Source organism: Streptomyces sp. NPDC088387, from assembly GCF_044753385.1.
GTDB lineage: Bacteria > Actinomycetota > Actinomycetes > Streptomycetales > Streptomycetaceae > Streptomyces.
Genome location: NZ_JBIVNC010000014.1, coordinates 70,781 through 97,739 on the forward strand (window position 1 = coordinate 70,781; position 26,959 = coordinate 97,739).

Annotated in this window: 22 protein-coding genes; 13 read left to right on the forward strand and 9 right to left on the reverse strand. The window is 71.8% G+C overall.

The features are described 5' to 3' along the window. Positions 1-4: 4 nt before the first annotated feature. The gene (locus tag ACIQAC_RS31275; protein ID WP_402196915.1) at positions 5-1,657 is read right to left on the reverse strand and encodes an AMP-binding protein; all 1,653 of its coding nucleotides are present in this window, start codon (positions 1,655-1,657) and stop codon (positions 5-7) included. Continuing rightward, entirely contained in the window at positions 1,654-3,396 is a 1,743-nt protein-coding gene (locus tag ACIQAC_RS31280) for a CoA transferase (RefSeq protein WP_402196918.1), read from the reverse strand. Before ACIQAC_RS31280 ends, ACIQAC_RS31275 begins: the two co-directional genes overlap by 4 nt. 124 nt (positions 3,397-3,520) lie before the next feature. On the opposite strand from ACIQAC_RS31280, the gene ACIQAC_RS31285 reads away from it, so the two are divergent. Further along, on the forward strand, positions 3,521-4,696 hold the full coding sequence (locus ACIQAC_RS31285; RefSeq protein ID WP_402196920.1) for an acyl-CoA dehydrogenase family protein: 1,176 nt from the start codon (positions 3,521-3,523) through the stop codon (positions 4,694-4,696). Between the two features lie 113 nt (positions 4,697-4,809). On the opposite strand, the gene ACIQAC_RS31290 is transcribed toward ACIQAC_RS31285, so the two are convergent. Both ACIQAC_RS31290 and ACIQAC_RS31295 read right to left on the reverse strand, forming a co-directional pair. After that, positions 4,810-5,832 (reverse strand): sugar ABC transporter permease, encoded by a 1,023-nt coding sequence (locus ACIQAC_RS31290; protein ID WP_402196922.1) that lies wholly within the window; start codon positions 5,830-5,832, stop codon positions 4,810-4,812. Beyond that, a complete protein-coding gene (locus ACIQAC_RS31295; RefSeq protein ID WP_402197128.1) occupies positions 5,829-6,968 on the reverse strand; it encodes an MFS transporter in 1,140 nt (379 codons plus the stop codon). Before ACIQAC_RS31295 ends, ACIQAC_RS31290 begins: the two co-directional genes overlap by 4 nt. A gap of 257 nt (positions 6,969-7,225) precedes the next feature. On the opposite strand from ACIQAC_RS31295, the gene ACIQAC_RS31300 reads away from it, so the two are divergent. From ACIQAC_RS31300 to ACIQAC_RS31350, 11 genes are all read left to right on the forward strand, one after another. After that, positions 7,226-7,912: a hypothetical protein gene (locus ACIQAC_RS31300; protein ID WP_402196925.1), complete on the forward strand. Its 687-nt coding sequence runs from the start codon at positions 7,226-7,228 to the stop codon at positions 7,910-7,912. Between the two features lie 168 nt (positions 7,913-8,080). Next, positions 8,081-8,305, forward strand: a complete 225-nt coding sequence (locus tag ACIQAC_RS31305) for a heavy-metal-associated domain-containing protein (RefSeq protein WP_402196928.1) — start codon at positions 8,081-8,083, stop codon at positions 8,303-8,305. 132 nt (positions 8,306-8,437) lie between these two features. Continuing rightward, positions 8,438-9,178 (forward strand): DUF1775 domain-containing protein, encoded by a 741-nt coding sequence (locus tag ACIQAC_RS31310; protein WP_402196931.1) that lies wholly within the window; start codon positions 8,438-8,440, stop codon positions 9,176-9,178. Positions 9,179-9,346: 168 nt separating this feature from the next. Next, positions 9,347-9,613, forward strand: a complete 267-nt coding sequence (locus ACIQAC_RS31315) for a hypothetical protein (RefSeq protein ID WP_402196934.1) — start codon at positions 9,347-9,349, stop codon at positions 9,611-9,613. Further along, positions 9,613-11,925 carry a heavy metal translocating P-type ATPase gene (locus ACIQAC_RS31320; RefSeq protein ID WP_402196936.1) on the forward strand — a complete coding sequence of 771 codons (2,313 nt, stop codon included), beginning with the start codon at positions 9,613-9,615 and terminating at the stop codon, positions 11,923-11,925. The genes ACIQAC_RS31315 and ACIQAC_RS31320 overlap by 1 nt, the downstream gene beginning before the upstream one ends. Next, the gene (locus tag ACIQAC_RS31325; protein ID WP_402196939.1) at positions 11,922-12,443 is read left to right on the forward strand and encodes a copper chaperone PCu(A)C; all 522 of its coding nucleotides are present in this window, start codon (positions 11,922-11,924) and stop codon (positions 12,441-12,443) included. The genes ACIQAC_RS31320 and ACIQAC_RS31325 overlap by 4 nt, the downstream gene beginning before the upstream one ends. Positions 12,444-12,676: 233 nt before the next feature. Continuing rightward, on the forward strand, positions 12,677-13,843 hold the full coding sequence (locus tag ACIQAC_RS31330) for a 4-hydroxybenzoate 3-monooxygenase (RefSeq protein WP_402197130.1): 1,167 nt from the start codon (positions 12,677-12,679) through the stop codon (positions 13,841-13,843). Positions 13,844-13,911: 68 nt separating this feature from the next. Beyond that, entirely contained in the window at positions 13,912-15,603 is a 1,692-nt protein-coding gene (locus tag ACIQAC_RS31335) for a methyltransferase (protein ID WP_402196941.1), read from the forward strand. A gap of 251 nt (positions 15,604-15,854) precedes the next feature. Beyond that, entirely contained in the window at positions 15,855-17,252 is a 1,398-nt protein-coding gene (locus tag ACIQAC_RS31340) for an MFS transporter (RefSeq protein WP_402196944.1), read from the forward strand. Further along, on the forward strand, positions 17,249-18,508 hold the full coding sequence (locus ACIQAC_RS31345) for an FAD-dependent monooxygenase (protein ID WP_402196946.1): 1,260 nt from the start codon (positions 17,249-17,251) through the stop codon (positions 18,506-18,508). Before ACIQAC_RS31340 ends, ACIQAC_RS31345 begins: the two co-directional genes overlap by 4 nt. A 129-nt stretch (positions 18,509-18,637) precedes the next feature. Continuing rightward, entirely contained in the window at positions 18,638-19,438 is an 801-nt protein-coding gene (locus ACIQAC_RS31350) for an alpha/beta fold hydrolase (RefSeq protein ID WP_402197132.1), read from the forward strand. 69 nt (positions 19,439-19,507) lie between these two features. Here ACIQAC_RS31350 and ACIQAC_RS31355 read toward each other — a convergent pair whose 3' ends face one another. Both ACIQAC_RS31355 and ACIQAC_RS31360 read right to left on the reverse strand, forming a co-directional pair. Then, positions 19,508-20,209, reverse strand: a complete 702-nt coding sequence (locus tag ACIQAC_RS31355; protein WP_402196947.1) for an SDR family oxidoreductase — start codon at positions 20,207-20,209, stop codon at positions 19,508-19,510. 257 nt (positions 20,210-20,466) lie between these two features. Then, entirely contained in the window at positions 20,467-21,894 is a 1,428-nt protein-coding gene (locus tag ACIQAC_RS31360) for an MFS transporter (protein WP_402196949.1), read from the reverse strand. 94 nt (positions 21,895-21,988) lie between these two features. Between ACIQAC_RS31360 and ACIQAC_RS31365 the strand changes: the two genes are divergently transcribed. Continuing rightward, positions 21,989-22,636 carry a winged helix-turn-helix transcriptional regulator gene (locus ACIQAC_RS31365; RefSeq protein ID WP_402196951.1) on the forward strand — a complete coding sequence of 216 codons (648 nt, stop codon included), beginning with the start codon at positions 21,989-21,991 and terminating at the stop codon, positions 22,634-22,636. 42 nt (positions 22,637-22,678) lie between these two features. Here ACIQAC_RS31365 and ACIQAC_RS31370 read toward each other — a convergent pair whose 3' ends face one another. Genes ACIQAC_RS31370 through ACIQAC_RS31380 form a run of 3 tightly spaced genes read right to left on the reverse strand, consistent with a single transcriptional unit; the run spans position 22,679 to position 26,902 of the window. Next, positions 22,679-23,353, reverse strand: coding sequence for a response regulator (locus ACIQAC_RS31370; RefSeq protein WP_402196954.1), 675 nt, complete (start codon positions 23,351-23,353; stop codon positions 22,679-22,681). After that, positions 23,350-24,657 carry a sensor histidine kinase gene (locus ACIQAC_RS31375; protein WP_402196956.1) on the reverse strand — a complete coding sequence of 436 codons (1,308 nt, stop codon included), beginning with the start codon at positions 24,655-24,657 and terminating at the stop codon, positions 23,350-23,352. The genes ACIQAC_RS31370 and ACIQAC_RS31375 overlap by 4 nt, the downstream gene beginning before the upstream one ends. Positions 24,658-24,664: 7 nt before the next feature. Continuing rightward, entirely contained in the window at positions 24,665-26,902 is a 2,238-nt protein-coding gene (locus tag ACIQAC_RS31380) for an MMPL family transporter (RefSeq protein WP_402196958.1), read from the reverse strand. Positions 26,903-26,959: the final 57 nt, after the last annotated feature.

Here is a 26,959-nt window from a genome sequence, read left to right on the forward strand (position 1 = left end):
TCGGTCAACCCGCTTGGGCCGGTGTCAGGAAACGTTCCCGCAGCTGTGACCGGTCCGGCTTGCCCGCCGGAGTCAGCGGCAACTCGGAGACCACCAGCAGCCGTTCGGGCTGCTTGCGCCGCTCCAGACCACGCGCCTCCAGATGCGCGCACAGCTCCTCCAGCGTCGGAGCCGCGCCCCGCGGCACCACACAGGCCGCGAGCCGCTCACCCATCAGCGGATCCGGTACGCCGACACAGACCACGTCCCGCACCAGCGGATGCGCGGCCAGTTCCAGCTCCACCTCGGCCGGGCTGATGTTGGCCCCGCCCCGGATCACCACGTCCTTGAGACGCCCCACGATCCGCAGATTGCCGTCCTCCTCGATGACCCCCAGGTCGCCGGTGCGGACCCAGCCGTCGGTGGTGCGGTAGCGGGCGTCGAGGTCGGGGGCGGCGACATAGCACAGCGGGGTCATCGGCCCACGGGCCACGATCTCGCCGACCGAACCCTGCGGAGCCTCCTGGAGTCCGGGCAGGTCGGGCACGGCTATCCGGATGTCGGCGACCCGCGGATCGGGATGGCCTGCCAGGATGCCGGGCCCCTCGCCGCGCAGCGGTACGTCACCCAGTCCTGTGTGGCAGTTGACCCCGTCGGCGGAGCCGTAGAGGTTGACGACCGGGCAGCCGAAGACCTTGCGCGCCTCGTCCGCGGTGGCCTCGTCGAGAGGAGCCCCGCCCACGACGATCGCCGTCGGGGCGGTGAACTCCGGCCTGCCGTCGGCCGCGATCCGGTCCAGCATCAGGCGGATCATCGTGGGCACACCCAGGACGTGGGTGGGTTCGTGCTCGATGAGCGCGGCGAGGGCCGCCTCGGGTGTGAAGCGGTCCAGGAGGACGAGTGTGCCACCGTGCCGGGCCAGCGTGACGGCGGTGCCGTTGCTGCCGAAGGCGGTCGCCAGCGGCACGAGGAAGAGACAGCGCGGCGGCCGGTCGTCGGGGATGAGGGAGGCGAGGAAGTTTCCTCGGCCGCCGGCCAGGGCGTTGTGCGAGTACGCCACCATCTTCGGCTCGGCTTCGGAGCCGGACGAGACGAGGATGCGGGCGGCCGAGTCCGGGTCGGGGCGGGCCGCGGAGAAGGCCGCCGGGTCGGTGCGCAGGAGGGCGGAGAACGCGACGGTGCCTTCGGGTGCCGTACCGGGCCCGGCGGCGACCACCGTGCGCAGGGCGGGCAGTTCACCGGCCAGCGCGAGGAGGTCGGTCGCGTGCCGCTCGCCGTGGTGCTCGGTGGCGGCGATGACGGCGACCGCCTCCGCCCTGCGCAGCAGCGAGGCCGCCTCGCGCTCGCCCCGCCCCACCGGGAAGGGCAGCGCGACGGCGCCCAGGGCGGCCAGCGCGAGGTCGGCGATGACGGCGTTGCGGCCGTTGGGCAGTTGTATGCCGACCACGTCACCGGCGCGTATGCCGAGCCCCGAGAGACCGCCGGCGAGACATCGCACCTTGCGGTCTAGGGCGGTGTAACAGAGTCTGCCCTTGGCGTCGATGACCGCCGTGCGGTGCAGGTCGGAGATCTGCCGGGCCCGGAAGAGGCTGTACAGGTCCAGGTCGGGGCAGGTGCCGTCGACCGCCCAGCCGCGGCGCAGTGCGGTGGGCAGCAGGTCGTGCAGGTCCACGGTCATACGGAGCTCCAGGGGGTCGGGACGGCGGGGGCGCCGTGCGCGTCACGGCTGATCGAGCCGGTGGAGAGAAGATCGGCGAGGTCGGTGACGACCGGGACGGCGGACAGACCACGCCCGCGCAGCTCTTCGAGGGCCTGTCCGGTGGACAGCCCAGTCACGTCGAGGGGGAGTGCGTGGTGGTCGGCGAGGGCGACCCAGCCGTCCGCAGTGCGTGCCGGGCGGCGGAACCCGGCCGGCCGACGCGGGTCAAGCCCCTGTGTCACCCGGTCGCGGGCGGGCGCGGTGAGTACATCGGCGGCCCCGAGCAGGGACGAGTCCACGCGCACCCCGTGCCCGGCGCGCTCACGCAGCAGCAGCCCGGCCAGGACCGCCTCGGCTCCCAGCAGTCCGCCGAGCACGTCGAGCAGGGTCATCAGGGACGGGGCGGGCGGCTCGTCGGCGGACCGTACCGCCTCGCCCACGCCCGTGCGGGCCTGCACCATGAAGTCGGTGCCCATGGGGGCGTCGGGCAGCCGGTCCGCCCATCCGCCGGTGTACGCGTACACCAGCGACGGGTTGGCCGCGGTCAGGTGCTCGTGGTCGAGGCCGAGCTGGGCGGCCTTGCCCGGCGCCCAGTTGTGCAGGAACACATCGGCGCCGGCGGCCATCTCCCGCAACCGCTCCCGGTCCGCGGGGGACTTGATGTCCACCTCGACGGCCTTCTTGCCCCGGTTCAGCGCGAGCCACCGTGCCGAGACCCCGGAACACGTGGGTGGCATCCCGCGCAACGGGTCACCGCCCGGCGGCTCGACCCGGACCACCTCCGCCCCCAGCAGACCCAGGACATGGGCGGCGAGCGGTGCCTGGATACGCCGCCCGGCCTCCAGGACGACGAACCCGGCGAGGGGGAGGTCATTGGCGGTCGTGACGGGGAAGTACGCATTGCTCTCGGACGGCGTCAACCGCCACGGATCCGACCCGTCGAACTCGGCGGCCCGTTCGGCGAGTGACCGAAGCGGACACACATCGGCGCCGGACACCTCGGCGGCCCGCCGGATCCGCTCCCACTCCGACGCCCGTACGGCCGCGTGCAGTTGGTGAGGGAGGGGCGCGCAGGCCGTGGCGTACCGGAACTGGAAGGGGCGCCAGCCCCGGCGGACCGCGTCGGCGGGCGCGTCCAGAGCACTCCAGAACGCCGCCCACACACCCGGATCGAGCGTCTCCAGTTCGAAGACCGTTCCGTCGGACGACGTGAACGGCGGTCCGCCCGGCGCGAGTTCCGCCGCCTCGCCCTCCTCGGCGCCCTCGGCGGCCAGATACTGGGAGACCGTGAGCAGCGCGGCCCGCTCGGCGCTCACCTCGACATGCGCGACGGCTCCCGCCCCGCGTGCCCGGGCCAGCAGACCGGCCAGCAGGCCCTGCACGGCGAGGACACCGGTGGTGGTGGTCACGTAGTCGGCGGCGAGCCCGCGCGGGGCGCCGTCGCGGCGGCCGTGCACGGCCATGACGCCGGTGACCGCCTGGACGGTGGCCTCGTCGACGGCCCCATCACCCCAGGTAGTGGCGGCGGAGACCGCGTCGGGATCGGGACCGGAGACGGTGAGCCGACCTCCCGAACCGCCGTCGGACCGCGCGCCCAGCAGCCGTAGATGCTCCGCGACCAGCGCGTCCGCCACGCCCGGTGGACCCGACCCCTCGAAGCGGAGCCCGTCGAGTGGTGCGGCTCTCCGGGCGATGGCCGGTGTGGCTGGAGTCGCCATGCCTCTCCTTTCCTCACACACGGGAACCCGGGGGCGATCGCTCCCGACCAGTTCCACGGAAGAGGGAGTCGGACGGCCGGTGGCCGGGGTTCCCGTGCCCCGGAGAAAAAGTGAGGAAAGCCGTATGGAGCACATCACCGGAGCACCGCAATGCCCCGCGGAAACCGAGGAGTTGAGAGACCGGGTCGCGGTGTTCGTACGGGACCGTGTGCTGCCTCACGAGCCCGTGCTGGACGCCGGCGGCTCCGAGGCCGCGGATGTCCTGCACGGCCTCCGGGACGAGGCGCGGGCGGCGGGGCTCTGGGCGCTCCCGCTGCCCACGGAACTCGGCGGCCAGGGGCTGCCGCTGCGCTCGTACGCCCATGTCGCCGAGGCCGAGGGAGCCAGCGACCACGGCCCGTTGATACTCGGCTCGGCCCCGCTGCTCGACACGCTGATGCTCCGGCGGCACGGCAGCCCCGCCGTCCGCGACCGCTACACCAGACGTATGGTCGCCGGGGACATCCAGGCCTGCTACGCGATGACCGAGCCGGACACACCCGGCACGGACCCCTTCCTCACCGCCACCCGCGCGGAGCCGCACGAGGACGGCAGCTGGCGAGTGAGTGGCCGCAAGTGGTTCACCAGCGGGGCGGCCGGCGCCGATCTGGTCACCGTGCTCGCCCGTACCGACGGCGGGCCCGGCGACCGTGAAGGCCTGTCGCTGCTGCTGGTGCCGACCGGCTCACCCGGCTTCCGTGTGGTGCGGGAGCTGCCGGTGCTCGGCGCGGGCGGTCAGTGGGAGATCGAACTCGACGACGTCACCGTGCCCGCCGACCACCTCGTCGGGGGACGCGGCAACGCCCTCGCCGTCGCGGGAGAACGGCTCCAGCTCGGCCGTACGCTGCGATGTCTGCGCTGGCTGGGGCAGGCGGCCCGCGCCTTCGACCTGATGCGGGAGCGTGCGACGACCCGGAACCGTTCGCGGGGCCCGCTCGCCGACCTCCAGCTCGTCCAGCGGCACGTCTTCGAGGCGCTGCTCGCCCTGCGCACCACCCGTCCGCTGGTGTACGAGGCCGTGGCCCGCTTGGACGCCGGACTCGACGCCCATGTGGAGGTGGGCCTGGCCAAGGTGGCCGCCGCCCGCGCCCTGGAGCAGGTCGCGGACGCGGCGATCCAGGTGCACGGGGCGGCGGGACTCGGCCCCGACACCGCTCTGCCCGCCCTGTTCCGCACGGGCAGAGCGGCCAGGATCCTCGACGGCCCGGACGAACTGCACATCACGTCGGTCGCCCGCCGGGTACTGAGGGAAGGGTCGTGAGGCAGCCGCTTGGACGGCTGTCCCTCCGAGGCGGCTGCCTCACGGCCCGTCTAAGGCGGCTGTCCCCCCCCAAGGCGGCTGTCCCGCCGGGACGGCTGTCCTTCCGAGACCGGTCAGGCGTCGTGCACGTCGACGAGGCCCGTGAGCGCGGCGAGGGCGTAAGCCAGGAAGAAGTCGCCCCAGATCAGCTCGTGTTGGGTCGCTGTCCCGGCGGCGAGGTCGTAACAGCCGTTCAGGAGGCGGCCGTCGTCCGTGAGATGGGAACGGACGAGTTCACCGAGCAGGGTGAGGGCCTGTTCACGGCGGCCGAGCTTGAGCAGGGCCACCGCGGTGATCGCGGCCGCCGATGTGTCGGGGGGACCTTGGGGACGGGCCTCGTCGGCCGGTGGCACGACGGGATCGGTGACCAGACGGTGGACGGCCGCTTTGAGATCGCCGGGCTGGAGCAGGTGCCCGCCGTCGGCGACCGCCAGCAGCAGCCATGCGCGACCGCGGCTCCAGCCGGGCGGCGGGTCGTCGCGGGGGACCCAGCCGTCGGGCCGCTCGTACGCGAACGACCAGCACAAGGGGTCCGCGCCCAGGCAGAGTTCGAGGTGGCGAGTGAGGTGGGAGCGTGCCGCCCGCGGATCGACCGGGGCCAGCAGGGACAGCATGCCGGGGACACCGTCCACGCGCGCCAGCAGGCGGGGTCCGCCGAACGCCGAGCCCCAGGGGACCAGGCCGAGTCGGGGATCGTAGGCGCCGCGGCAGGCATGGGTGGCCCGCAGCCGCAGAGCGGTGGCCTCGGGTGTGTCGGCGAGTGCGGTGCCGTACCAGAGGATGAGTCCGCGCGTGACCGTGTCCACGTCCACCCAGGTGCCGAGGCGGCCGGTGAACAGTTCGGCGGCCTCGTGGTCGCAGCGCAGGCCCGTGTGCCGGGCGCGGAGCCACAGCAGTCCGGCCCAGAAGCCGCCGGTCCACGAGCCGCGCCCGGTTGTGGTCCACCGGCCGCTCCCGGGGTCCGCGCAGAGCGGGAAACGGTCCTGTACCTCGGTCCGGGTGACGGCCACCTGGTCGAGGACACGGGCCAGCGCGGGAGCGGCCCAGTCGGGCACGGCGGCGCCGGGGCCGCCCATGGCCGCGGGCGTCGCACTCATGGCCGTACGGCCGATCGTCGCTCGCGCAGTGCCCAGACCAGCGCCACCAGGCCGGCTGCCGCGAACTCGCCCGCCACCAGCAGCCATCCCGTGCCGTAGTGGCCGGCGGCGAGCAGGCCGAACAGCGGGGGGCCGATGGCGAACCCGGCGAAGAAGCCCGCCGAGACCAGCGCCGAGTCCTGCCCGGCCCGGCCGGGTGCCGCACGCTGCATCACCAGCACCATCGAGACCGCGTTCGCCGAGACCGCGAAGACCCCCACGGCCACCGCCGCGACCCAGGCCAGCGGATGCGCGTACGCCGACGCCGCGATGAGCAGCGCCGCCCCCACCGCGCCCGCCGCCAGCACACCCGGCAGCCAGAGCGCCCGCCCGGGCTGCCCGGCCACCTTCGACCAGCCGACCCGCCCGGCGATCCCCGCGAGACCGAGCACCGCCACCAGCGCGCCGGCCGCCGTGGCGCCGAGTCCGAGCTCCCGTGCGCCGTAGAGCGCGAGATAGGTGTTCACGGAGGCGATGCCGCAGCCCAGCAACAGCGAGAAGACGCTCAGCCACGCGATGGCGCCCCGGGGCAGCCAGGCGGCGGACGCGTACTTCGGTGGCGGATCCGCGGGCAGGGTACGGGCTGCCCAGACCGCGGCCGGTACGGCCGTCGCGGCGGCCACCCAGACCGCTCCCCGCCAGCCGACGCCCCCGGCAAGCGCGGCCAGGGGCAGGCCCGCGGCGAACGCGCCCAGCTGCACACCCGACTGCTTCATGCCCGTCACCGAGCCACGCCGTGCGGCGGGAACGGTCGCCAGGATCGCCTTGTTCGTGGCGGGATTCGCCAGCGCCTGCGGCAACCCGCCCAGCGCGACGGCGGCCAGCAGGAACCCCGGGCCGGGCGCCGCCCCGATCAGCGCCAGGGCGACCGCCGCAACCAGCAGCAGGGCCACCAGACAGCGGCGCGGTCCGAAACGGTCCACGACGCGCCCGCCGAGCGGTGAGAGCAGCGCGGCGGAACCGAAGCCGACCGTCGTCGTCAGGCCCAGCACGGTCGGCGACACGTCCAGGTCGTCGACGAGCCGGGGGCCGAGGGCGCCGAGCAGGAACAGCTGCATCATCGAGAAGGCCATGGCACACGTCAGCAGCGCCGTCATCGCCGTGGTCCGCGGAGCCGGTCGCTTTCCGGTGGCGGCCCGCACGTCACTCTTCTCGGCCGTCACCGGCGCCCCTCCTCAACTCCGCCCCGCCCCGGCGCACTTCCCGGGTCCTCGCCAGGTGTCGGAGGGGGCACCCCGCCGGTTCCCGTCCACTATTGTGTGCTGGATCACAGCGACTGGAATGAGTCGGGCCACGGGGCCAGGTACGTAACCTCTTGTGACGTGTGAGACCCGGACTGCGAGGATGAGGCGCCATGGCCGTTGGGTGGTGTTCTCGCACGCTGCGCGCCGCCGTGTTCGCCGCGGTGTGTGTGCTGCTCACCGCCCTGGGCCACGTCATGATGTCCGGAACCGCGGTGCCCTGGTGGGCCATGGCCGCGGCGGCGGTACTCACCGGGGCAGCGGCCTGGGGGCCGGCCGGGCGGGAGCGCGGACCGGTTCTCGTCGGCTGCTTCGCGGTCGTGGCGCAGGCCGTACTCCACACCTCCTTCGCGCTCGCGCAGTCCGTGTCGACCGCCTCGTACTCCGCGATCGCGACGGGTTCGGCGGCCTCCACGGCCGCGACCGGTTCCACGGCCTCCATGGACCATGTGACCGGTGTTGTGCACTCCGCCGGTGCGATGCAGCACATGCCCAGCGGGCACACCCTCGCCCACGGCACGGTCGGTATGTCCTCGGCCGGTATGCTCGCCGCGCATCTGCTGGCCGCGCTGCTGTGCGCCCTGTGGCTCGCCCACGGCGAGCGCGCCGCCTTCCGCATCCTGCGGGCGCTCACCGGATGGCTCTTCGCCCCAATGCGCCTGGCCCTCCGGCTGCCCGCACCACCGCACCGCCCGCGTGTACCCGTCCGTCGGCACGGTTCGGACGGGCCACCACGGCAGCTTCTGCTCACCTACTCCCTCACTTCTCGGGGACCACCAGCGGGGATCGCCGCCGTCTGACGGCAGCCGGAATCCCGAGGCCGTCCACCCGGACGCGGGGGAGCCCTACGTCCCCTGTGCCTCGGGCATCGGCCGCGCCCTCGTGCGCCGGCCGACCACCCCTTCACCGGCCGAGCCCGCCCTCGCGGAGCGGACGGCCGGAACCGAGAAACCAGGAGCACAACCACCATGGTCGAGACGACCTACACCGTGACCGGAATGCACTGCGAGCGCTGCTCCGCGAAGATCACGGCGAAGCTGGCCGAAGTCCCCGGCGTCACCGCGGTCGACATCGACGTCCCGACGGGGCGTATGGCCGTCCGCGGCGAGGCGTTCGACGACGCCGCCGTGAGCGCGGCGGTCGCCGAGGCGGGCTTCGAGGCGACACGAGCCGTCGAGGGCGCCACGGCCTGAGCCGAGCCCACCCGCCGCCACCCGACCCCTCGCCATCTTCCAGGGCGGGCCGGGGGAGTGCGCTTCGCCCACCCCCGCCCCGGCCCGGTCCCTGGGCCCCGTACTTTCACCGTTTGATCGAAGGAGTTCCCCGTGCATCGCTCCACGCCGGCCCGCAGTTCACGCCGTCTCGCCGCCCTCACGGGCGTCGCGTTCGCGATCGCCCTCGCCACCGCGGCACCGGCCGCCGCGCACGCCGAGGTAGAGGCGGACGGCGCCCGCGCCCTCGACCAGAACGCCGAGCTCACCTTCTCCGCGGCCTCCGAGTCCGCCTCTGCCGGCATCACCAAGCTGGAGGTGATCCTCCCCGAGGGCATCACCCCCGCGGACATCACCTACAAGGAGGGCCCGGACGGCTGGAAGTACGCCACCACCAGCCGCGGCTACACCGTCTCGGGCACCAAGCTCCCCGTCGGGGAGAACGCCGAATACGTCGTCACCGTAAGGCAGTTGCCCGACGCCGAGTCGCTGGTCTTCAAGACGCTCCAGAGCTACAGCGACGGCAAGGTCGACCGCTGGATCGAACTGGAAGACACCGGCGACGAGCACGGCCACGGCCACCCCGCCCCGCGTCTGGACCTGGAGCCGGCGGCACCCGGCGCGAAGCCCGTCAGCCCCACGCCCACCGAGGAGCCGACGACGGCCGCCCCGTCCGACAGCGCGTCCGACGCGAAGGCCGCCGAGTCGTCGGCGCCGGACGCGGAAGCCGCGGCGGACAGCACGGAGGAGGACAACGGCATGTCCGTCGCCGTGCCCGTCGCCATCGTGGCGGGCGTGGTGGTGCTCGGTGGTGGCGCCTGGTGGCTGCGGAGCCGTCGTGCGGGCGACGCGTGAGCCGTTGACGCTCTTCTTCGGTCGGTGACGCCCTTTCGGGCAGCCCCCTGCCGAACGGGCGCTCCGTACGGGCGCTCCGTGTGGCGTAGGTCACCGGAGCGCCCGGGAACCCCTGCCCCACCCGCACCGACCCCTGATCAGAATCCGAGCGGTGCCAGGAGGCCGGTGGTGGAACAACACGAGCAGTCTTCCTCGTCCACGAGGGCTGCCGAGATCCCGCGCAGACCGCGGAGCCTGCGGCGTCCGCCCGCCGTCGTCGCCTTCCTGCTGCTCCTCGCGGTCGTCTTCACGGTGTCGTACGCGGTGGGATCCGCCGCGGGCCCGGTCGCGCCCGGCATGCACCGCTCCGGCACCGGCACCGACCCGGGCGACACCGGCACACAGGACGGCGACCCCGAGGACGGTACGCACATGGACCACGGGAGCGGCGACTGATGGGCGCGGAAGGGGTATCCGCCCCCGGCGGCGACGCACTCCTGCTCGTCACCACCGACCTCGACGTCGGCGGCATGACCTGCGCCGCCTGCGTCCGGCGGGTGGAGAAGAAGCTGGGCCGGCTGGAGGGCGTGACAGCGACGGTCAACCTGGCCACCGGGCGGGCCCGGGTCAGCCACCCGGAGGACGTCCGGCCCGCGGACCTGGTCGCCGCCGTCGAGCAGGCCGGATACACGGCCGCGCTGCCCGCCCCGCCCCAGAAGGAGCAGGGCTCCGGTGCGGGGGAGGCCTCGTCCGAAGGCGCCGCCCGTCAGGAACGGGAGCGGCTGCTCATCACCGCACTGCTCGCCGTGCCCGTCCTTGTGCTGTCGATGGTGCCGGCCTGGCAGTTCCGCAACTGGCAGTGGCTGTGCTTCGTACTGACCGCCCCGGTCGCCGTGTGGAGCGCGTGGCCGTTCCACAGCCGGGCACTACGAGGGCTGCGGCACTCGACGGCGACGATGGACACCCTTGTCTCGCTCGGCGTCGTGGCGTCCTTCGGCTGGTCGGCGTACGCGTTGTTCCTGGGCGGTGCGGGCGAGCCGGGCATGACGATGGCGTTCAGTCTGATCCCCGAAGCCTCCGACGGTATGGCACACGTCTATCTCGAAGCCGCCGTCGCCGTACCGCTGTTCGTGCTGACCGGCCGCTGTCTGGAGGCTCGCGCCCGGCACGGCACCGGGGCGGCGCTGCGCTCACTCGCCCGCCTCGCCGCCAAGGACGTGTCCGTGCGTGCCGTCGACGGTACCGAACGTCTGGTCGCCGTCGAGGAGTTGACCGTCGGGCAGGACTTCGTCGTACGTCCTGGGGAGCGGTTCGCCGCCGACGGTGAGGTGGTGGAGGGCTCCTCCGCCGTGGACCTGTCCCTGGTCACGGGCGAGAGCGAGCCGGTCGAGGTGCAGCCCGGTGCGGCCGTGGTCGGTGGGGCCGTCAACGCGGGCGGTCTGCTCCTCGTACGGGCCACGGCGGTCGGCGCCGACACCCAACTCGCCCGGATCACCAGCCTGGTGACCGAGGCTCAGGCCGGCAAGGCGAAGGCACAGCGACTCGCCGACGCGGTCGCGGGTGTCTTTGTGCCGGTGGTGCTGTCGCTCGCGGTGACGGTACTCGGCTTCTGGCTCGGCGCCGGGGCCGAGCCGCAGGCCGCCGTGACCGCCTGTGTGGCCGTGCTGGTCGTGGCCTGTCCGTGCGCGCTCGGTCTGGCCACCCCGACCGCCCTGATGGCGGCCACCGGGCGCGGCGCGCAGCTGGGTGTGCTGGTCAAGGGGCCCCAGTCGTTGGAAAGCCTCCAGCACATCGACGTGCTCGTCCTGGACAAGACCGGCACCCTCACCTCCGGGCACATGAGCGTCGCCCGGATCACGGCCGTCCCGGGCGGGCTCGGCCGGGACGAGGTGCTGCGGCTGGCCGGGGCGGTGGAGCAGGGCTCGGAGCACCCACTGGGCCGGGCGATCGTCTCGTACGCGCGCCGGGGAGCTGCCGGGCAGCACCTCCCGGCCGTCACGGAGTTCAACGCGACGGCCGGCGAGGGCGTCCGGGGGCGTGTGGAGGGCCGGCTTGTGGAAGTCGTGGCCCCGGACGATGCGCTGCCCGAGGAACTCGCCCGGGCGCTGCCGGTCGCGGAGACCGCCGCGCACACACCCGTACTCGTCCGCGTGGACGGCACGACCGAGGCGCTGATCGACGTCGGGGATGTTGTACGGTCCGGCAGTTACCGCGCCATCGACCGGCTGCGGCGCCTCGGTGTACGACCGGTGCTCGCCACCGGCGACCACGAGGCACCCGCGCGGGCCGTCGCCGCCGAACTGGGCATCGACGAGGTGCACGCCCGCTGCACACCCGAGGGCAAGGCTGATCTCGTCAAGGAGCTGCGGCAGGAGGGGTACCGGGTCGCGTTCGTCGGGGACGGGGTCAACGACGCGGTCGCGCTCGCCGGGGCCGACCTCGGGATCGCCATGGGCGGCGGTACGGACGCGGCCATCGGCGCCGCCGACGTCACTCTGGTCCGCGGCGACATCGACGCCCTCGCGGACGCCGTACGGCTGGCTCGCCGCACTCTGGGCACCATCCGTGTCAACCTGCTGTGGGCCTTCGGCTACAACGTGGTGACCGTTCCGCCGGCCATGGTCGGGCTGCTCAACCCGATGGTCGCCGCCGCCGCGATGTCGATCAGCTCGGTCCTCGTGGTCGCCAACAGCCTGCGGCTGCGCGCCTGGCGATCCACACGGGCGCGGAGACAGCACCCGGCGAGGCGGGGGAGTGCCGTCCGATGACGAACATCCCCGGGTGGCGCGGCGACCGTCGTCGTCTCAACGACCTCCTCATAGCCGGGCTCGCACCGGTCGCCGCGTGCAGCATCGCCCTCGCCGCCCTGACCACCTGGGTCAACACGGGCAACGCGGGCGCCCCACCCCGAATCGAGGTCGGATACGGCCAGGTCTGGCTGCCCTTCGGCGACACCACGGACACCTCGGTGTACTTCCGCGTCGTCAACTCCGGTGGCGCCGACGACCGGTTGGTGAAGGTGACGTCCCCGGCAGTCGTCGGCACACCCTCGCTCAGCCGGCACCGCATGCTCGACGGCAACGCCGCGACCCTGCGGAAGGTCGACTCGGTCACGGCCCCGGCCGGCGAGACCCTGGTCATGTCACCCGGCACGGTCAACGTCGTCGTACAGGCCAAGCCCGACTGGCAGGTCGGCGACGAAGTGCCCTTCACCCTGCACTTCGAACACCAAGGACCGGTCGACGTGTTCGCGGTGGTGCTGCGTCCGGGCACGAACGGTCTGTGACCGGTGCGACCGCGATGCGGTTGAGCCCGCTTCCCTGTTGCGGACGGCTACACCCGGCACGGCAACGTCCGACGGAACACGCAGGTAGATGGGGCGACCACTAGCTTCCATGAGCGATTCGCCGATCTTGTACCCATTCGAGTGATCGGAAACAAGCCGGGCATTTTGAGTGGTTAAGATCCGCTGCTGTGACAGAGAGTCAGAGCAATCCGCCCCCAGAAGGCGCGGCTGACGTGGTCGTTCTTGGTGCCGGTCCGGCCGGACTGGTGCTCGGCAACCTGCTTCTCGAGAGCGGGATCGACTGCGTCATTCTGGAGCGTGCCAGTCGTGCGCACGTGGAGACCCGGGCGCGCGCGGGGTTCCTCGCCGCGAACACCGTACGGATCCTGGACCGGCACGGTCTTGCCGAGGGTCTGCACCGGCGTGGCCAAAAACATGGCGCCTGTGAGTTCCGTACGGACGACGGCCGTTTCAGCCTGGACTACGGCCGTCTCGGCCGAGAGGAGCTGCACACTGTCTATCCGCAGCAGGAGTTGGTCACCGATCTGCTGACGCGGTACATGGACGCCGGTGGCCGGATCCGGTTCGAGACCAAGGCCGTTGCCGTCCTCGACGCCGACACCGCACAGCCCGCGGTCACCGTGCGCGAGGCGGACGGCCGTACCGGACGCTGGCGGGCCCGGTACGTCGCCGGCTGCGACGGCCGGCACGGCGCCGCGCGCGCCTCGCTGCCACCCGGCGCGGTCCGCCACCACCGCCGAGACCACGGAGTGTCCTGGCTCGGCCTGCTCGTCGAGGCACCGCCGAGCCTCGACGCCGTCGGCTACGCCGTGCACGACCGAGGCTTCGCCGGACACATGGCACGGACCCCCGAGATCACCCGCTACTACCTCCAGTGCGCGCCGGGCACCCCCGCCGACGCCTGGTCGCAGGACCGGATCTGGGACGAACTGGAACTGCGGATGCGTGCGCGGCAGTACGGGCCGCTGCACCGCGGCCGGGTCGTCCAGCGCGGCATCGTCGACCTGGACTCCGACGTCCTCGAACCACTGCGCCACGGGTCCCTCTTTCTCGCCGGTGACGCCGCCAGCGTGATCAGCCCATCCGCCGCCAAGGGCGCGAACCTCGCCGTGCTGGAGGCCGAGATCCTCGCCGACGCCCTCGCCGACGACCTCCTGCGGGGCGAGGCCGAGGGACTCGACCACTACTCGGCGCGCTGCCTGACGTACATCTGGCGTGCGCAGGAGTTCTCGCAGTGGATGATCCGGCTCCTGCACGCACCGTCCGGCCCGGACGGCGAGTCGTCGTTCCACCACTCCCTGCGGCGCTCCCGTATCGAGTCACTGCGTACCTCGCGCAGCCAGCAGGACTGGTTCGCCGAGAACTACGTCGGCGTCTGAGACCCATGGCACCCGAACACCAAGATTCCAAGTACCGAACTTTGTACCGAAATGAGGATGCCCGCGCGATGATCACCACGATGCGGGGGGACGAGGCGCGCCTGCGTGCGACGGCCGACTTCGTCAGGGAACAGGACACCACCACGTTGTTCCCGCTGCTTCTGCCCTGTCTGGACAGCTCCGAACTCCAGGCTCTTGTGGACCGTTGCCGTTTCGCGCACGCCGCGCTCCTGGTCTTCCCACCGGACCCCGAGGCGCTGCACACGGCACTGACCGACAGCGGGCTCGACGCCTACGCGTCCGCACAGCCGAGCGTTGTCGTACGGGACCGGCTGGCGCTGCGGCACGGGCTGGCGGCCACGGCACTCGACGTGCGGATTCTGCGGCCCGGTGTGCAGGGGCTGGACGGCGTACGGCGGGTGGTGGAGGTGTTTGTGCTGACCGTGCCGCCCGGCTCCGAGCTGAGCCCGGTCGCCGCACACGAGCGCGACCGGCAGCACGAGGCACATGTCGCCTTCGAGGTCGAGTGCCCCGACCCGCTGGTGCTGCGCGGCCTGTGCGCGGTCTTCGCCCGCCACGGCGCGGAACCCGACGGCGGGGGCTACAACCCGCACGAGGACGGCACGGTGTTCTACTTCACCGCGCCACCCGGCTCGAAGGCCGGATACCAGCGAGTCGAGCTCTACGTGCACGGCGACCACCAGGACGTACTCACCACACACCTGGCCGCACAGCGCGCGCGTCAACCTGCTGAATCGGTCCTGCGCCAACTGACGGGCGCATGGACGACCCAGGCACTCGCCGCGTTCGCCGCACTGCGCGTCCCCGACGCCATGGACACGGGCACCGGGACCGCCGTCGAGACCCTGGCCCGGACGGTCGGCGCCGAGACCGACAACCTGGCCACACTGCTGCGCTACCTGAAGATGCTGGAGGTCGTGGCCGAGGACGGCAGCGGCTACCGGCTCACCGAACGCGGCACACTGCTGCGCGCCGACGTGCCGGGCTCCATGCGCCCACTGGCACTCATGTACGGCGGCCCGTTCTACGAGTCCTTCGCGGGCCTCGGCCACACCGTGCGGACCGGCGAGGTCGCCTTCGACCGCCTCTTCGGCGAGAACCACTTCGACCACTTCGCCAAGGACCCCGAACTCGCCGAACTCTTCGACCAGTCCATGGCCGCGAGCACCCGCATGTTCGCGCCCCTTCCGGCCCACCCGGTGATCACGGCCGCGAGCCGGGCACCCGAGCCCGGCGTGATCGTCGACATCGCGGGCGGTACGGGAGAACTGCTCGGGCGAGTCCTCACCGCGAACCCACGCCTGCGCGGCGTCCTGCTGGAACGCCCGCATGTCATCGAGGCCGCCCGCCGCTCCCTCGACACGGCCGGCTGCGGCGACCGGTGCACCTACTGGACCGGCGACTTCGCGGACGTGCCACCCGGCGGTGACGTCTACATCCTCTCCCGGGTCCTGCACGACTGGGACGACGACCGCTGCCGCGAGATCCTGCGCCACTGCGCCGCCGCGATGCCCGCCCACGCCGATCTGCTCATCGTCGAACGGGTGCTGCCCACCGACGGCTCGCACTCGCTGGCCACGGCCTGGGACCTCCACATGATGTGCAACGTCGGCGGCCGCGAACGGACCACCGCGCACTACGCCCAGTTGCTCGGCGACGCGGGACTCACCCTCGCGGGCCGCTCCCCGCTCCCGCTGGACGGCAGTGTCCTGCACGCACGCAAGTCCAAGGCGGAGTAACCGAAGGGTAGTTGGAGGCCTGGTGGCTCCCGGGGCGACCCGCGGCCCCAGGCCTTCCGCTTGTCCGGGAGTCCGTCCGTAGTGCGCAGGCACCAGGAGGCCCGAGGGTCTGGTCCGGGTGCACCAGGGCAAGTCGGCAGTGGGGGACGATGCCCGGTCAGGAGGCCGGAAGAGAGTGTTGGTGGTGCGCGAATCCCGCGGATCAAGCAGGCGCACGCGCTTGGTCGCCGCCACCCAACAGAAGGACGTCCATGTCCGACACCATGGTCTCCCCGGTCCGTATCGGCAGGCTGCCGATCGTCGCCCTCGGCATCCTGGCACTCGCCCTCGGTACTTTGCAGACAGTGGTCGATCCCGCACTCCCGCTACTGCAAAGTGAGTTGGGAGTGAGCCCCGGCGAAGGCGCGCTGGTCTCCAACGCCGTACTCGTCACCGGCGCCGCCGTCGCGCCCGTCGCGGGAAAACTCGGTGACCGCTACGGCGGAAAGCGGGTGCTGGTCCGGCTGATGGCCGTGGTCGCGGTCGGCGGACTGCTGGCGAGCCTGGCACCGAACCTGCCGGCCCTGCTGCTCGGCCAGGTGTTGCAGGGCGCCATGGTGGGCGCGCTGCCGCTGTCCTTCATCCTGGTGCGCAAGCATCTCCCGGCGGGGGAGTCCCAGCTGGGCATCGGGCTGGTCATGGCGCTGTTCACGGGCGGCGGCATGGTGGGCACACTGATCGCCGGACCCGTCGCTGAAGCACTCTCCTGGCACTGGATGTTCGCGCTGCCGACGCTCGTGATCATCGCGGCGACCTGGGCGGTGGCCCGGCTCATGCCGCACGACCCGCCGGTCGAGTCCGACCACAGGGTCGACTGGCCCGGCGTCACGCTGCTCAGCGGCACACTGCTGGCGTTTATGTTCGGGCTGGTGAGGGTGACGGGCGACGACGGACTGCCGCCCATGGCGATCGCCGCCCTCGTGGTCCTGGTCGCCGCACTCGCCACCGGATGGGTCGCCGTCGAACGCCGGGCGGTGTCACCCATGGTCGATCTGCGCATGCTGGCCAAGCCCGCGATCTGGCATGCGTGTCTGCTCACCATCGTCATCACCACCAGCTTCGGGATGGTGAGCTTCCTGCTCCCGCAGCTGTTCGGGATACCGGGCGACGGCTACGGCTTCGGGGCCGACACCACGGACATCGGGCTGTTTCTGCTGCCCGGCGCCATCGCCGGGGCGGTCAGTGACTCCGTCGGTGGTGTCATGGCGCGGCGATTCGGTCTGCGTGCCGTGGTCGTCGTGGGCGCGGTCGTCACCGCCGCCACGATGACCGCCCTTGTGTCACTGCACTCCGCGGAATGGCAGCTCGTCCTCGCGAAGGCGCTGGCCGCGATGGCCGCGGGCGTCGCCACCACGGCGTTGCTCACCAGCGCCGCCACCGCCGTCGCGACCAAGGACACCGGCATCGCCACCAGTCTGCTCGTGGTGACCCGGGTGACCGGTGTCGCCCTGGGTGTCCAGATCGCCGCCGCGATCCTCGACACCGGCGCCGACAAGACGACCGGCCTGCCGACCGAGTCCGCCTTCGTCACCGGGTTCACCGTCGCCGGTCTCGTCGCCGCGGTGTCACTGCTCGTCGTCCGTGTCATCAAGAAGGGAGTCAAGGCATGAGTTCAGAAGGTCGCACACGAAGGAGCGCGCGTACGACCGCGAGGCGGAGGAGGGTTCTTGTCTCGGGCGCCAGCATCGCCGGACCAGCGCTCGCCCACTGGCTGCACCGGTCCGGATTCGAGGTCACCGTGGTGGAGAAGGCAGGCGCCCTGCGGGCCGGCGGCTACCCGATAGACATCCGCGGGACCGCGACGGACGTGGTCAGGCGGATGGGCATACTGCCGCAACTCCGGGACGCCCACATCAGCACCCGCCGTTTCACCTTCCTCAATGCCGACGGCAGCACGGTGACGTCGCTCAACGGACCTGCCGCTGGCCGCACTTCCGCTGACCGCACTTACGCGGCACAGGACCTTGAGGTACGTCGTGGAGATCTGGCCGCGAGCCTCCACGCGATCGTCCGCGACGACGTGGAGTTCCTGTTCGGCGACTCCATCAACACCCTCGATCAGTCGGACGAGGACGTCGTCGACGTGACGTTCCGGAGTGGCCGGCAGCGCACGTTCGACCTCGTCGTCGGCGCCGACGGAACGCACTCACACACGCGGGCCTCCCTGTTCGGCCCCGAAGAGCTGTTCCACCGCTACCTCGGCTACTGCTTCGCCCTCTTCACCCTGCCGAACACCCTCGGGCTCTCCCACGAGATCCTGCTGTGGAACACCCCGGGGAGGGCCGCCGCCCTCTACGCCGTCGGCGACGACGAACGACTGCACGGATTCCTCAACTTCCACCAACCAGAACCGCCGTTGGACACCTTCCGGAACCCCGACGCCCAGCGCGACCTGGTCGCCACGGTCTTCGCGGACGAGGGGTGGGAGATCCCCGGCATGGTCGACGCCATGCGCGACGCGGACGACCTGTTCTTCGACACGGCCGGGCAGATCCGTATGCCCCACTGGTCCAGCGGCCGGGTCGCCCTCGTCGGCGACGCCGCGTACGCTCCCTCGTTCCTCACCGGACAGGGCACCAGCCTCGCCCTGGTCGGCGCCTACATGCTCGCCAACGCCCTCGCCACGCAGCCGGACCACTCCACGGCCTTCGCCGCCTACGAGCGCGGCACCCGGGACTTCGTCACCATGAACCAGGCCCTGGTCGACAACGGCGGAGCCACACTCTTCCCCACCACGGCACGGGCCCTGGAGCAACGCAACGCCGTACTCCGCGACCTCGACACCATGCCGTCCGCCACGGCACGACCGGCCCACTCGGCCCTGGTACTGCCCGAATTCACCACGATGGCGAGCAGTATCCAATGAACGCGAGGGCGTGACGTCCCTGGAGGCCGCCCTCATCCGGGCAGGCGGTCGCTTCGAACGCCGACGGCTGAGCGGACGCCGCGAGACGATTGCGGCATGATCAGAGCCAGCCGATTCCCGGGAGCCGACATGGCCTGGTCCGAACGTGTAGTGGTGCGAAACGGTGTCGGGCTTGTGTGCCGGGACTGGGGCGGGCCGGGGCGGCCCATCGTGTTTCTGCACGGCCTGGCCGGTCACGCGGGTGAGTGGGACGTGCTGGCAAGGAGGTTGAGTCCGGGGCATCGGGTCGTCGCGGTCGACATGCGCGGGCACGGGGCCAGTGAGCGGCACCCGGAGGACGTCTCGCGTGCGGCCTTCGTCGCGGACGTCGTCGCCGTGATCGAGCAACTGGAGCTGCGGCGGCCCGTACTGGTCGGCCAGTCGCTGGGCGGGCACACGGCCATGCTCACCGCCGCCGCGCATCCGGGACTCGTCCACGCGCTGGTGCTCGTCGAGGCCGGTGCCGGCGGACCCCACCCGAACGGGCCCGCGGACATCGGCGGATGGCTCGACTCATGGCCGACACCGTTTCCCTCACTCGAAGCCGCGGTCACGTTCTTCGGCGGCGGGCCCGTCGGCACAGGCTGGGCGGCCGGGTTGGAGGAGCGAGAGGGTGGCTGGTGGCCTCGCTTCGACCGGGACGTGATGGTCCGCTCGCTCGCGGAGAACGCCCGGCGTTCCTTCTGGCACGAGTGGACGCAGGTCGTGTGCCCCACCCTGGTCGTCCTGGCCCAGTCGAGCTTCATCCCCGCGCGGGAAGTCGACGAGTTGCTCCGCCGACGACCCGCCACGATCTCCATGAGCATTCCCGGCACCGGCCACGACCTGCACCTGGAACAGCCCGGCACCCTGCACACCGCACTCACGGACTTTCTCCGGAGCCTTGGCTGAGAAGTCCGAGAAGTGCCGCGCGCCCGCCCCTCGTGGTGCCGGGACCAGGTCCTGAAGGGGAGTGCCCGGCTACTGCGCGAGAGCCGGATAGAGGGCGGTGACCGGCGCCGAGAGCGCGCTGTGCACCTTCGTGGTCATCTCGTCGACGAGCAACTCGTTGTCTCCGGCCTCCACCGCGTCGTAGATCGCGGTGGCGACGTCGGACGGCTTGTTCATCCCGGACCGGTCGCTGCCCGCCTGCATCGGGGTGTCGGTCGGGCCGGCATAGACGCCGAGGACCTGGACGCCGGCCGGGGCCAGTTCGAGCCGGAAGGCGTTGGTCGCCATCCACAGGCCCGCCTTGGAGACGCTGTGTGCCTTGCCGATGGCGAACCAGCTGAGCACGGAGGCGACGTTGACGAGCGTGCCCTTGGCGGAGCGCAGCGCGGGTGCGAGCGCCCGGGTCAGGTGGATCGGACCGAGCAGATTGGTGTCGAGGGTCGCGGTGATGTCCTCCACCGGGGCCGTGAGCAGGTCGCCCTTGGGGAAGGCGGCCGCGTTGTTGATGAGGATCGTGGTGTCGCCGGTCTGCTCCGCGATCCGCTTGACGGCCTCGGGGTCGGCCATGTCGAGCCGCAGGGCCACCACCCGCTCGTCGCCCCATTCCTTGGGGTTCCGGGCGGTCGCGTACACCCGCCGCGCGCCGCGGTCGAGCGCGGCCTTCACCAACTCGGTGCCGAGTCCGCCGTTCGCGCCCGTGATGAGGACGGTTGCCTGGTCGAGGGATGTCATCGTGATGTTCCTTTGCTGGAAACGGTGTTCGGGGTGGACCCGCGATCGGTCGTCCGATCGTGGGAGTTCGTGGGAGCGGTGTGGCGCGGCGGACGCGTCGGCAGGTGTCGCCTCCGGCGGCCCACCGGCGTTGGCCTCGGCATCCGCACAGGCTTCGGCCTCGGTGTCTTCGTCCGCCGGGATCGGATGGAAGAGCAGGCAGCCGCGGGACGGCCGGCGAGGGGGGCCACCGCTCATGGCGTTCCGGAAGACGTCGGTCATGCCGACACACCACGCCGTTTGACGATGCCGAGGCAGGCCACCGCGGCGGCCAGTTCGACGGCCGCGATGGTCCACCAGCCGTGCACGAACGCGGTGTGAGCCGATGCGTACGTCGTCGGGTTGCCGAGGATGGCCACGAGGACGGAGATGCCCAGGACGAATCCGATCTGGCGGGCCATGTTGATGACGGCGCTGCCGGTCGACGCCCGCTGCTGGGGCAGGTCGTGGGTCGCGGACGCCAGGATGGTGGGCAGGGTGAGCCCGATACCCACGCCGACGAGCAGATGTCCTGGCAGCAACTCGCTCGCGTAGTGCGATCCGTCCGCGCCGATACGGGTCAGGGTCAGGATGGTTCCGGCCGCGAAGAGCACACATCCCACGGCCGACAGGACACTCGCGGGGATCCGGTGGACGAGCCGCTGGGCCAGCACCGTGACGATCGGGACCATGGCGGGCGCGGGCGCGACCGCGAATCCCGTCGTGATGACCGACCAGTGCCAGACGTTCTGCATCCACAGCACGGTGATGAGCAGGTAGGCGGACATACCGAGGCCGAAGGCGACCATGGCGAGGTTGGCCGAGGCGAAGGTGCGCACGCGGTAGAGATCGGGCTCGATGACCGGGACGGGGTGGTGTTCGGTCCGCCAGGCGAAGGCGGCGAGCAGCAGACCGGCGACGGCGAAGACGCCGAGGGTTCGGCCGGTGCCCCAGCCCCAGTCCCCGCCCTCGACGATCGCCAGGGCGAGCGCACCGACACCCAGGGTGAGCAGGACGGAGCCGATGATGTCCGGCATGTTCGTGACGTTGGCGTCGCGCGAGTCGGGGACCCTGCGCCGGGCGGCGACGATCGCGAACACCCCTATCGGCAGGTTGACCAGGAACACCCAGCGCCAGCTCGCGGTGACCAGCAGGCCGCCGAGGACGGGCCCCGCGGCAGCGGCCACCGCGGCCACGGCCGACCAGATGCGCACGTAGTGCAGTCGCTTGGCCGCCGGCACGGCAGCCAGCAGCAGACCGAGCGCGGTCGGGGTGAGCGCGGCGGCTCCGGCGGCCTGTAGTGCGCGGAACACGACCAGCCACCACAGCCCGGGGGCGAGGCCGCAGGCCACGCTCGCCAGGGTGAACAGGCCCATCCCGAGCTGGAACATCCGCTTGCGGCCGACCTTGTCCGCCAGCCGCCCGAAGGGCACCAGCAGCGCGGCGAAGATGATCGCGTACGCGTTGAGTACCCAGCTCACGTCGCTGATCGACGAGCCGTGGAAGTCGTCGACGATCTTGTCGAAGGCGACGTTGACGATGAAGACGTCGAGGTTCGCCATGAACCCGGCGAGCGACAGGATCGCGAGGATCGAGCGCGCACCGGGTCCTGCCGGTGATGCTGCGGCCTGCACGGGTGCGGCCGTCGTGGGGTTCCGGTTGCTCATGACTCAGGAGCGTACGCAGGTTCACTTCATTATTGCAAGTACGATGCGATGAGCGAAGCGATATGCATTTCAGCAAGTCTGCTATGCTTGGCGCATGAGGCGGAAAGAGTTCGGTCAGTACTGCGGGCTCGCTCGCGCTCTGGAACTCATTGGTGAGCGGTGGGCCCTGCTGGTCGTCCGGGAGCTGCTGGCCCGACCGGGCCGGTACACGGATCTGCTGGAAGATCTGCCGGGCATTCCCACAAACGTGCTCTCCACCCGGCTCAAGGAGCTGGAGGAGGCCGGCATCGTCGAACGACGGGTCGCTCCGGCCCCGCAGCGCGGTGTGCTCTACGCCCTGACCGAGGCGGGCGAAGGCCTCGAAGCCGCCGTCCTCACGCTGGCCCTCTGGGGAAACACCCAGCTCGGAGAGCACCAGGACGGCGAGCTCGTCCCCCCGTCGTCGGTGGCCATGGCACTGCGCGCCACCTTCAACCGCGACGAGGCGAGCGGGCTGACCGCCGCATGGGAGATCCGAGTGGCCAAGGCCGTCCTGTACGCCGTGGTCACGGACGGACAGCTCAGGAGCGGTGTCGGCCCCGCGCCGACCGCGCCGGACCTCGTGATCACCATCGAGGCGGACGCGATGCTGACCTACGCCGAGGTCATGCGGGCCATCAAGTGCGACATGGTCGAACTGACCGGTCCCCAGTCGTTGTTGAGCACCTTCGTCCGGGTCTTCACACCGCCGGCTAGTGCGTGACCGGTCGCCCCGAACCGCTCAGGGGCCCGCACCGCACCAGGGCTACTGCTCGGGCGCGGCCTGGGCGAGGCCCGTCCGGTAGGCGATGACGACGAGTTGGGCCCGGTCGCGGGCCTCCAGCTTCGTCATGGCGCGCTGCACATGGGCGCGGACCGTGAAGGGGCTGAGGAACATCCGGTCGGCGATCTCCTGGTTCGACAGACCGGTCGCCACCAAGGCCACCATCTCGCGTTCGCGCGGGGTGAGCACGGCGAGCCGCTCGGCGTCGTGCGGTCCGGCATGGTCGGGTGTGGCGAGGAAGCGGGCGACCAAGGAGCGGGTCGCGGCGGGGGAGAGCAGGGTGTCACCGGCGGCGATCGTCCGTACGGCGTCCAGCAGTGCCTCGGCGCCGATGCCCTTGCCGATGAAGCCGCCGGCCCCCGCGCGCAGCGCCTGAGCTACGTACTCGTCGGTCTCGTAGGTGGTGAGGACCAGAATGCGGCTGTCACGCAGCTCCGGGTCCGCGCAGATCTCCGACGTCGCGGTGAGACCGTCCACTTCGGGCATACGGATGTCCATGACCACCACGTCGGGGCGCAGTTCGCGGGTGAGTCGTACCGCCTCCCTGCCGTCGCCTGCCTCGCCGACCACGGTGATGTCGTCGGCGGAGTCCAGCAGCAGACGGAAGGCCTCGCGCAGCAGGGCCTGATCGTCGGCGAGCAGCACGCGCAGCGTCACGGAGTGTCCCCTGCCCATCCGGCGTCTGATGTCCCGTCAGTCATCCTTCCCTCCAAGGCCGTTGCTGTGTCGGTTCCCCGCGTCGGCTCCTTCGTGGGTGGCAGGGGCAGTTCGGCGTGGACGAGGAAGCCGCCCTCCGGCCTGCTGCCCGCGGAGAGCTGACCCCCGACCGCTGTGGCCCGCTCACGCATCCCGATCAGACCGTAGCCGGGCGGGCGTTCCGGCATCGGGGGCGCATTCCGGCCGCCGGACGCGGCAGGTGTCGTACGGCCGCTCCCGTTGTCGCTCACCGTGATGGTCACGCGGTCATCGTTCCAGTCCAGGCCCACCCGGGCGCTGCCGCCACCGGCGTGCTTGGTCACGTTGGTCAGCGCCTCCTGGACGATGCGGTACGCCGTGAGGTCCACCCCCGGCGACAACGGCCTCGCCGTTCCCTCCTGGTGCAGCGAGACCTCCAGGCCCGCGCGGCGGAAGGACTCGACGAGCTTGGGGAGTCGGGACAGCCCGGGTGCCGGTTCGGCGGGTGCGGCCGAGTCCCCGGACTGCCGCAACAGGCCGACCGTGGCGCGCAGTTCGTCCAGCGCGTGGCTTGTGGTCTCGACAAGCTCGTTGAGGCTCTTACGGGTCTGCTCCGGGCGGGTGTCGAAGAGATGGGCGGCGACCGTGGCCTGCGCGTTGGCCAGGGTGATCTGATGGGCCACGAGATCGTGCAACTCCCGTGCGATGCGCACCCGCTCCTCGGCCACCTTCCGGCGCGCCTCACTGTCCCGGGTCTGCTCGGCCCGCTGGGCGCGCTCCTCCACCGCCGCCAGATAGGCCCGCCGGTTGTGCACCGAGTGACCGAGCACACCGGCCACCAGCGGGAACGCCGCCACCGCCCCCACCCTGCTCGCGTCCTGCCACGACAGGGCGCCGAACAAGGGGGTGGAGGCGACCAGCAGCGCCACGGAGGTCAGCGACACCGCGCTCACTGCGTGCCGTTCGGTGCGCGCGGTGAGCGAGTAGGCGGTGATCACGGCGGGGGCCACGATGAGCGGACTCAGCAGCAGCCCCAGCGGCGGTACCAGCACGCCGCACGCGGTGGTGACCGCCATGGCGGCCAGCGGCGCCCTGTGCCGCACCGGCAGTACGGCACAGGACACCACGGCGACGAGATAGGCGGCGGCGGGCGGCGCCGACAGGGTGCTGCCGTCGTTCCGCAGCGCGCCGCCCAGCAGACAAAGCGCGAACGCCGCCGCGGCGATCGCTGCCTCGCGCCACCACACACCGTGCGGTCGCCGGCCGGCGCCACCCGTGTCCGTCATGGCCGGCTCAGTACCGGTCGACGGGGAGTCGCGACACCGAAGCGTCGGGCCCCGGCTGCGAGGCCGGTACGCGCCCGCTCAGTGACTCACCCTCGATGTCCACGTTCGGCAGCACGCGGTCCAGGATACGGGGCAGCCACCAGGCCCGATGTCCCAGCAGCGCCAGGACGGCGGGCACGATCGCCATGCGGACCACAAAGGCGTCGAAGGCGACGGCGGCAGCGAGACCGACTCCCATGGTCTGGATGGTGGGGCTGTTGATGCCGACGAATCCCGCGAAGACGCTGATCATGATGATCGCCGCCGCGGCCACCACACGTCCGCTGTGCCGGAATCCGCCGACGATCGCCTCGCCGGGCGTCGCGCCACGGACGTAGGCCTCCCGCATCCTCGTCAGGAGGAACACCTCGTAGTCCATGGCGAGGCCGAACACTATGCCGATGATGAGGATCGGCATCAGTGACATCACCGGGCCGGTCCGGTCGATGCCGAGCAGGTCGGCCGCCCAGCCCCACTGGAAGACGGCGACCAGGACACCGAAGGCGGCACCCACCGACAACAGGAAGCCGAGCGCGGCCTTGACCGGGACCAGGACCGAACGGAACACCACCAGGAGCAGCAGTACCGCCAGTCCGACGACCACGGTGAGATAGGGGAGGAGCGCGTCGGACATGGCTTCGGAGATGTCGATGTTCATCGCGGTGGTGCCGGTGACCAGGACGTCGGCGCCGGTGTCCGCCTCGACGCCCGAGACCGAGCCCCGCATCGTGTGCACCAGGTCCTTGGTCTCGCCGCTGCTGGGCGCGGTCCGCGGAACGGCGGTGAACACGGCCATGTCCTTGCTCTCGCTGAGTACCGGGTCACCGACCGACGCGACCCCGTCCATCTCTCGTACGGTCTTGACGGCCAGGTCCGTGGCGGACGCGGCGTCCGTGGCTCCGGACGCGTCGACGACCACGGTGAGCGGCCCGTTGAAGCCGGGGCCGAAGCCTTCCGAGAGCAGGTCGTAGGCGCGGCGTTCGGTGGTCCGCACCGACTTGGACTCGTCGCCGGGCAGCCCCAGTTCAAGACTCAGCGCGGGCAGGGCGACCGCGCCGAGACCAAGGCCGGCGGTCACCAGGACGGCCACGGGCCGACGCAGGACGAACCGAGCCCAGCGCGTGCTCAAGCCCGACCGGCCTGTTGGGGTGTGCGCCGGGTGCTCGCCTCCGGGGCGGGCGCCCTTGCGGGCGGCGCGGGACAGCACGCGCCGCCCGAAGAAGCCGAAGAGGGCAGGGACCAGGGTCAGGGCGACCAGTACGGCGAGGGCGACCGCACCGGCGCCGCCCAGGCCCATCTTGGTGAGTTCGGGAATCCCGACGACGCCGAGGCCGACCAGGGCGATGAAGACGGTCGCCCCGGCGAAGACGACAGCGGATCCGGCCGTGCCCACCGCCCGGCCCGCGGCCTCCTCCGGGTCACTGCCCCGGGCACGCTCGTCACGGAAGCGGGAGGTGATGAACAGGGCGTAGTCGATACCGACCGCCAGTCCCAGCATCAGCGCCAGGATGGCGACGGTGGACGTCAGGCCCAGCGGAACGGCCAGCGCGGAGACCAGACCGAAGGCGATGGCCACCCCCACGAAGGCGGTCAGCAGGGACAGCCCGGCAGCGACCAGCGACCCGAGGGCGAGGACCAGCACCACCGCGGCCACGGCCACGCCGACGAGCTCCGTCGTACCGCCCGGTTCCTCCTCCGAGTCGAGCGCCGAGCCACCGATCTCCACGGTCAGCCCCGCGTCCCGGGCCCGGCCCGCCGCGTCATCGAGGGCGTTCCTGGTCGCCTCGGTCAGGTCGAGGGTGTCCGCGGTGTAGGTGATCGTGGAGTAGGCGATCGTGCCGTCCTCGCTGACAGCCCCGGTCTCGTATGGGTCGGTGATGGACGCGACCTGGTCGCCCCCGCCGAGCGAGCCGAGCGTGTCCTCGACAGCCGCCTTGTTCGCGGTCGCCGTCACCCGCCGGCCGTCAGGGGCCCGGAACACCAGACGGGCCTCGGCCCCTTGGGAGTTGCTCTCGGGGAAACGCTCGTCCAGCAGGTCGAACGCCTGCTGCGACTCGGTGCCCGGCATGGAGAGATCCTCTTCCTCCCCGCTCGGCGCCACAGCGGCGGCGGCCACCGCCAGCAGCAGGACCCCCAGCCACACACCACCCACGAGCCGGCGTCGCCGGAACGCCCACCGTCCGATCCGGTAAAGAAACGTCGCCACCTTCTGATCACTCCAGACACCATCGGCAAGCGGAATGCGTGGGATCCACGCGGCTCC

Coding starts and splice junctions, on each gene's coding strand:
- ACIQAC_RS31275 (WP_402196915.1), bottom strand. CDS start 1,657: ATGACCGTGGACCTGCACGACCTGCTGCCCACCGCACTGCGCCGCGGC.
- ACIQAC_RS31280 (WP_402196918.1), bottom strand. CDS start 3,396: ATGGCGACTCCAGCCACACCGGCCATCGCCCGGAGAGCCGCACCACTC.
- ACIQAC_RS31285 (WP_402196920.1), top strand. CDS start 3,521: ATGGAGCACATCACCGGAGCACCGCAATGCCCCGCGGAAACCGAGGAG.
- ACIQAC_RS31290 (WP_402196922.1), bottom strand. CDS start 5,832: ATGAGTGCGACGCCCGCGGCCATGGGCGGCCCCGGCGCCGCCGTGCCC.
- ACIQAC_RS31295 (WP_402197128.1), bottom strand. CDS start 6,968: ATGACGGCGCTGCTGACGTGTGCCATGGCCTTCTCGATGATGCAGCTG.
- ACIQAC_RS31300 (WP_402196925.1), top strand. CDS start 7,226: ATGGCCGTTGGGTGGTGTTCTCGCACGCTGCGCGCCGCCGTGTTCGCC.
- ACIQAC_RS31305 (WP_402196928.1), top strand. CDS start 8,081: ATGGTCGAGACGACCTACACCGTGACCGGAATGCACTGCGAGCGCTGC.
- ACIQAC_RS31320 (WP_402196936.1), top strand. CDS start 9,613: ATGGGCGCGGAAGGGGTATCCGCCCCCGGCGGCGACGCACTCCTGCTC.
- ACIQAC_RS31325 (WP_402196939.1), top strand. CDS start 11,922: ATGACGAACATCCCCGGGTGGCGCGGCGACCGTCGTCGTCTCAACGAC.
- ACIQAC_RS31335 (WP_402196941.1), top strand. CDS start 13,912: ATGATCACCACGATGCGGGGGGACGAGGCGCGCCTGCGTGCGACGGCC.
- ACIQAC_RS31340 (WP_402196944.1), top strand. CDS start 15,855: ATGTCCGACACCATGGTCTCCCCGGTCCGTATCGGCAGGCTGCCGATC.
- ACIQAC_RS31345 (WP_402196946.1), top strand. CDS start 17,249: ATGAGTTCAGAAGGTCGCACACGAAGGAGCGCGCGTACGACCGCGAGG.
- ACIQAC_RS31350 (WP_402197132.1), top strand. CDS start 18,638: ATGGCCTGGTCCGAACGTGTAGTGGTGCGAAACGGTGTCGGGCTTGTG.
- ACIQAC_RS31355 (WP_402196947.1), bottom strand. CDS start 20,209: ATGACATCCCTCGACCAGGCAACCGTCCTCATCACGGGCGCGAACGGC.
- ACIQAC_RS31360 (WP_402196949.1), bottom strand. CDS start 21,894: ATGAGCAACCGGAACCCCACGACGGCCGCACCCGTGCAGGCCGCAGCA.
- ACIQAC_RS31365 (WP_402196951.1), top strand. CDS start 21,989: ATGAGGCGGAAAGAGTTCGGTCAGTACTGCGGGCTCGCTCGCGCTCTG.
- ACIQAC_RS31375 (WP_402196956.1), bottom strand. CDS start 24,657: ATGACGGACACGGGTGGCGCCGGCCGGCGACCGCACGGTGTGTGGTGG.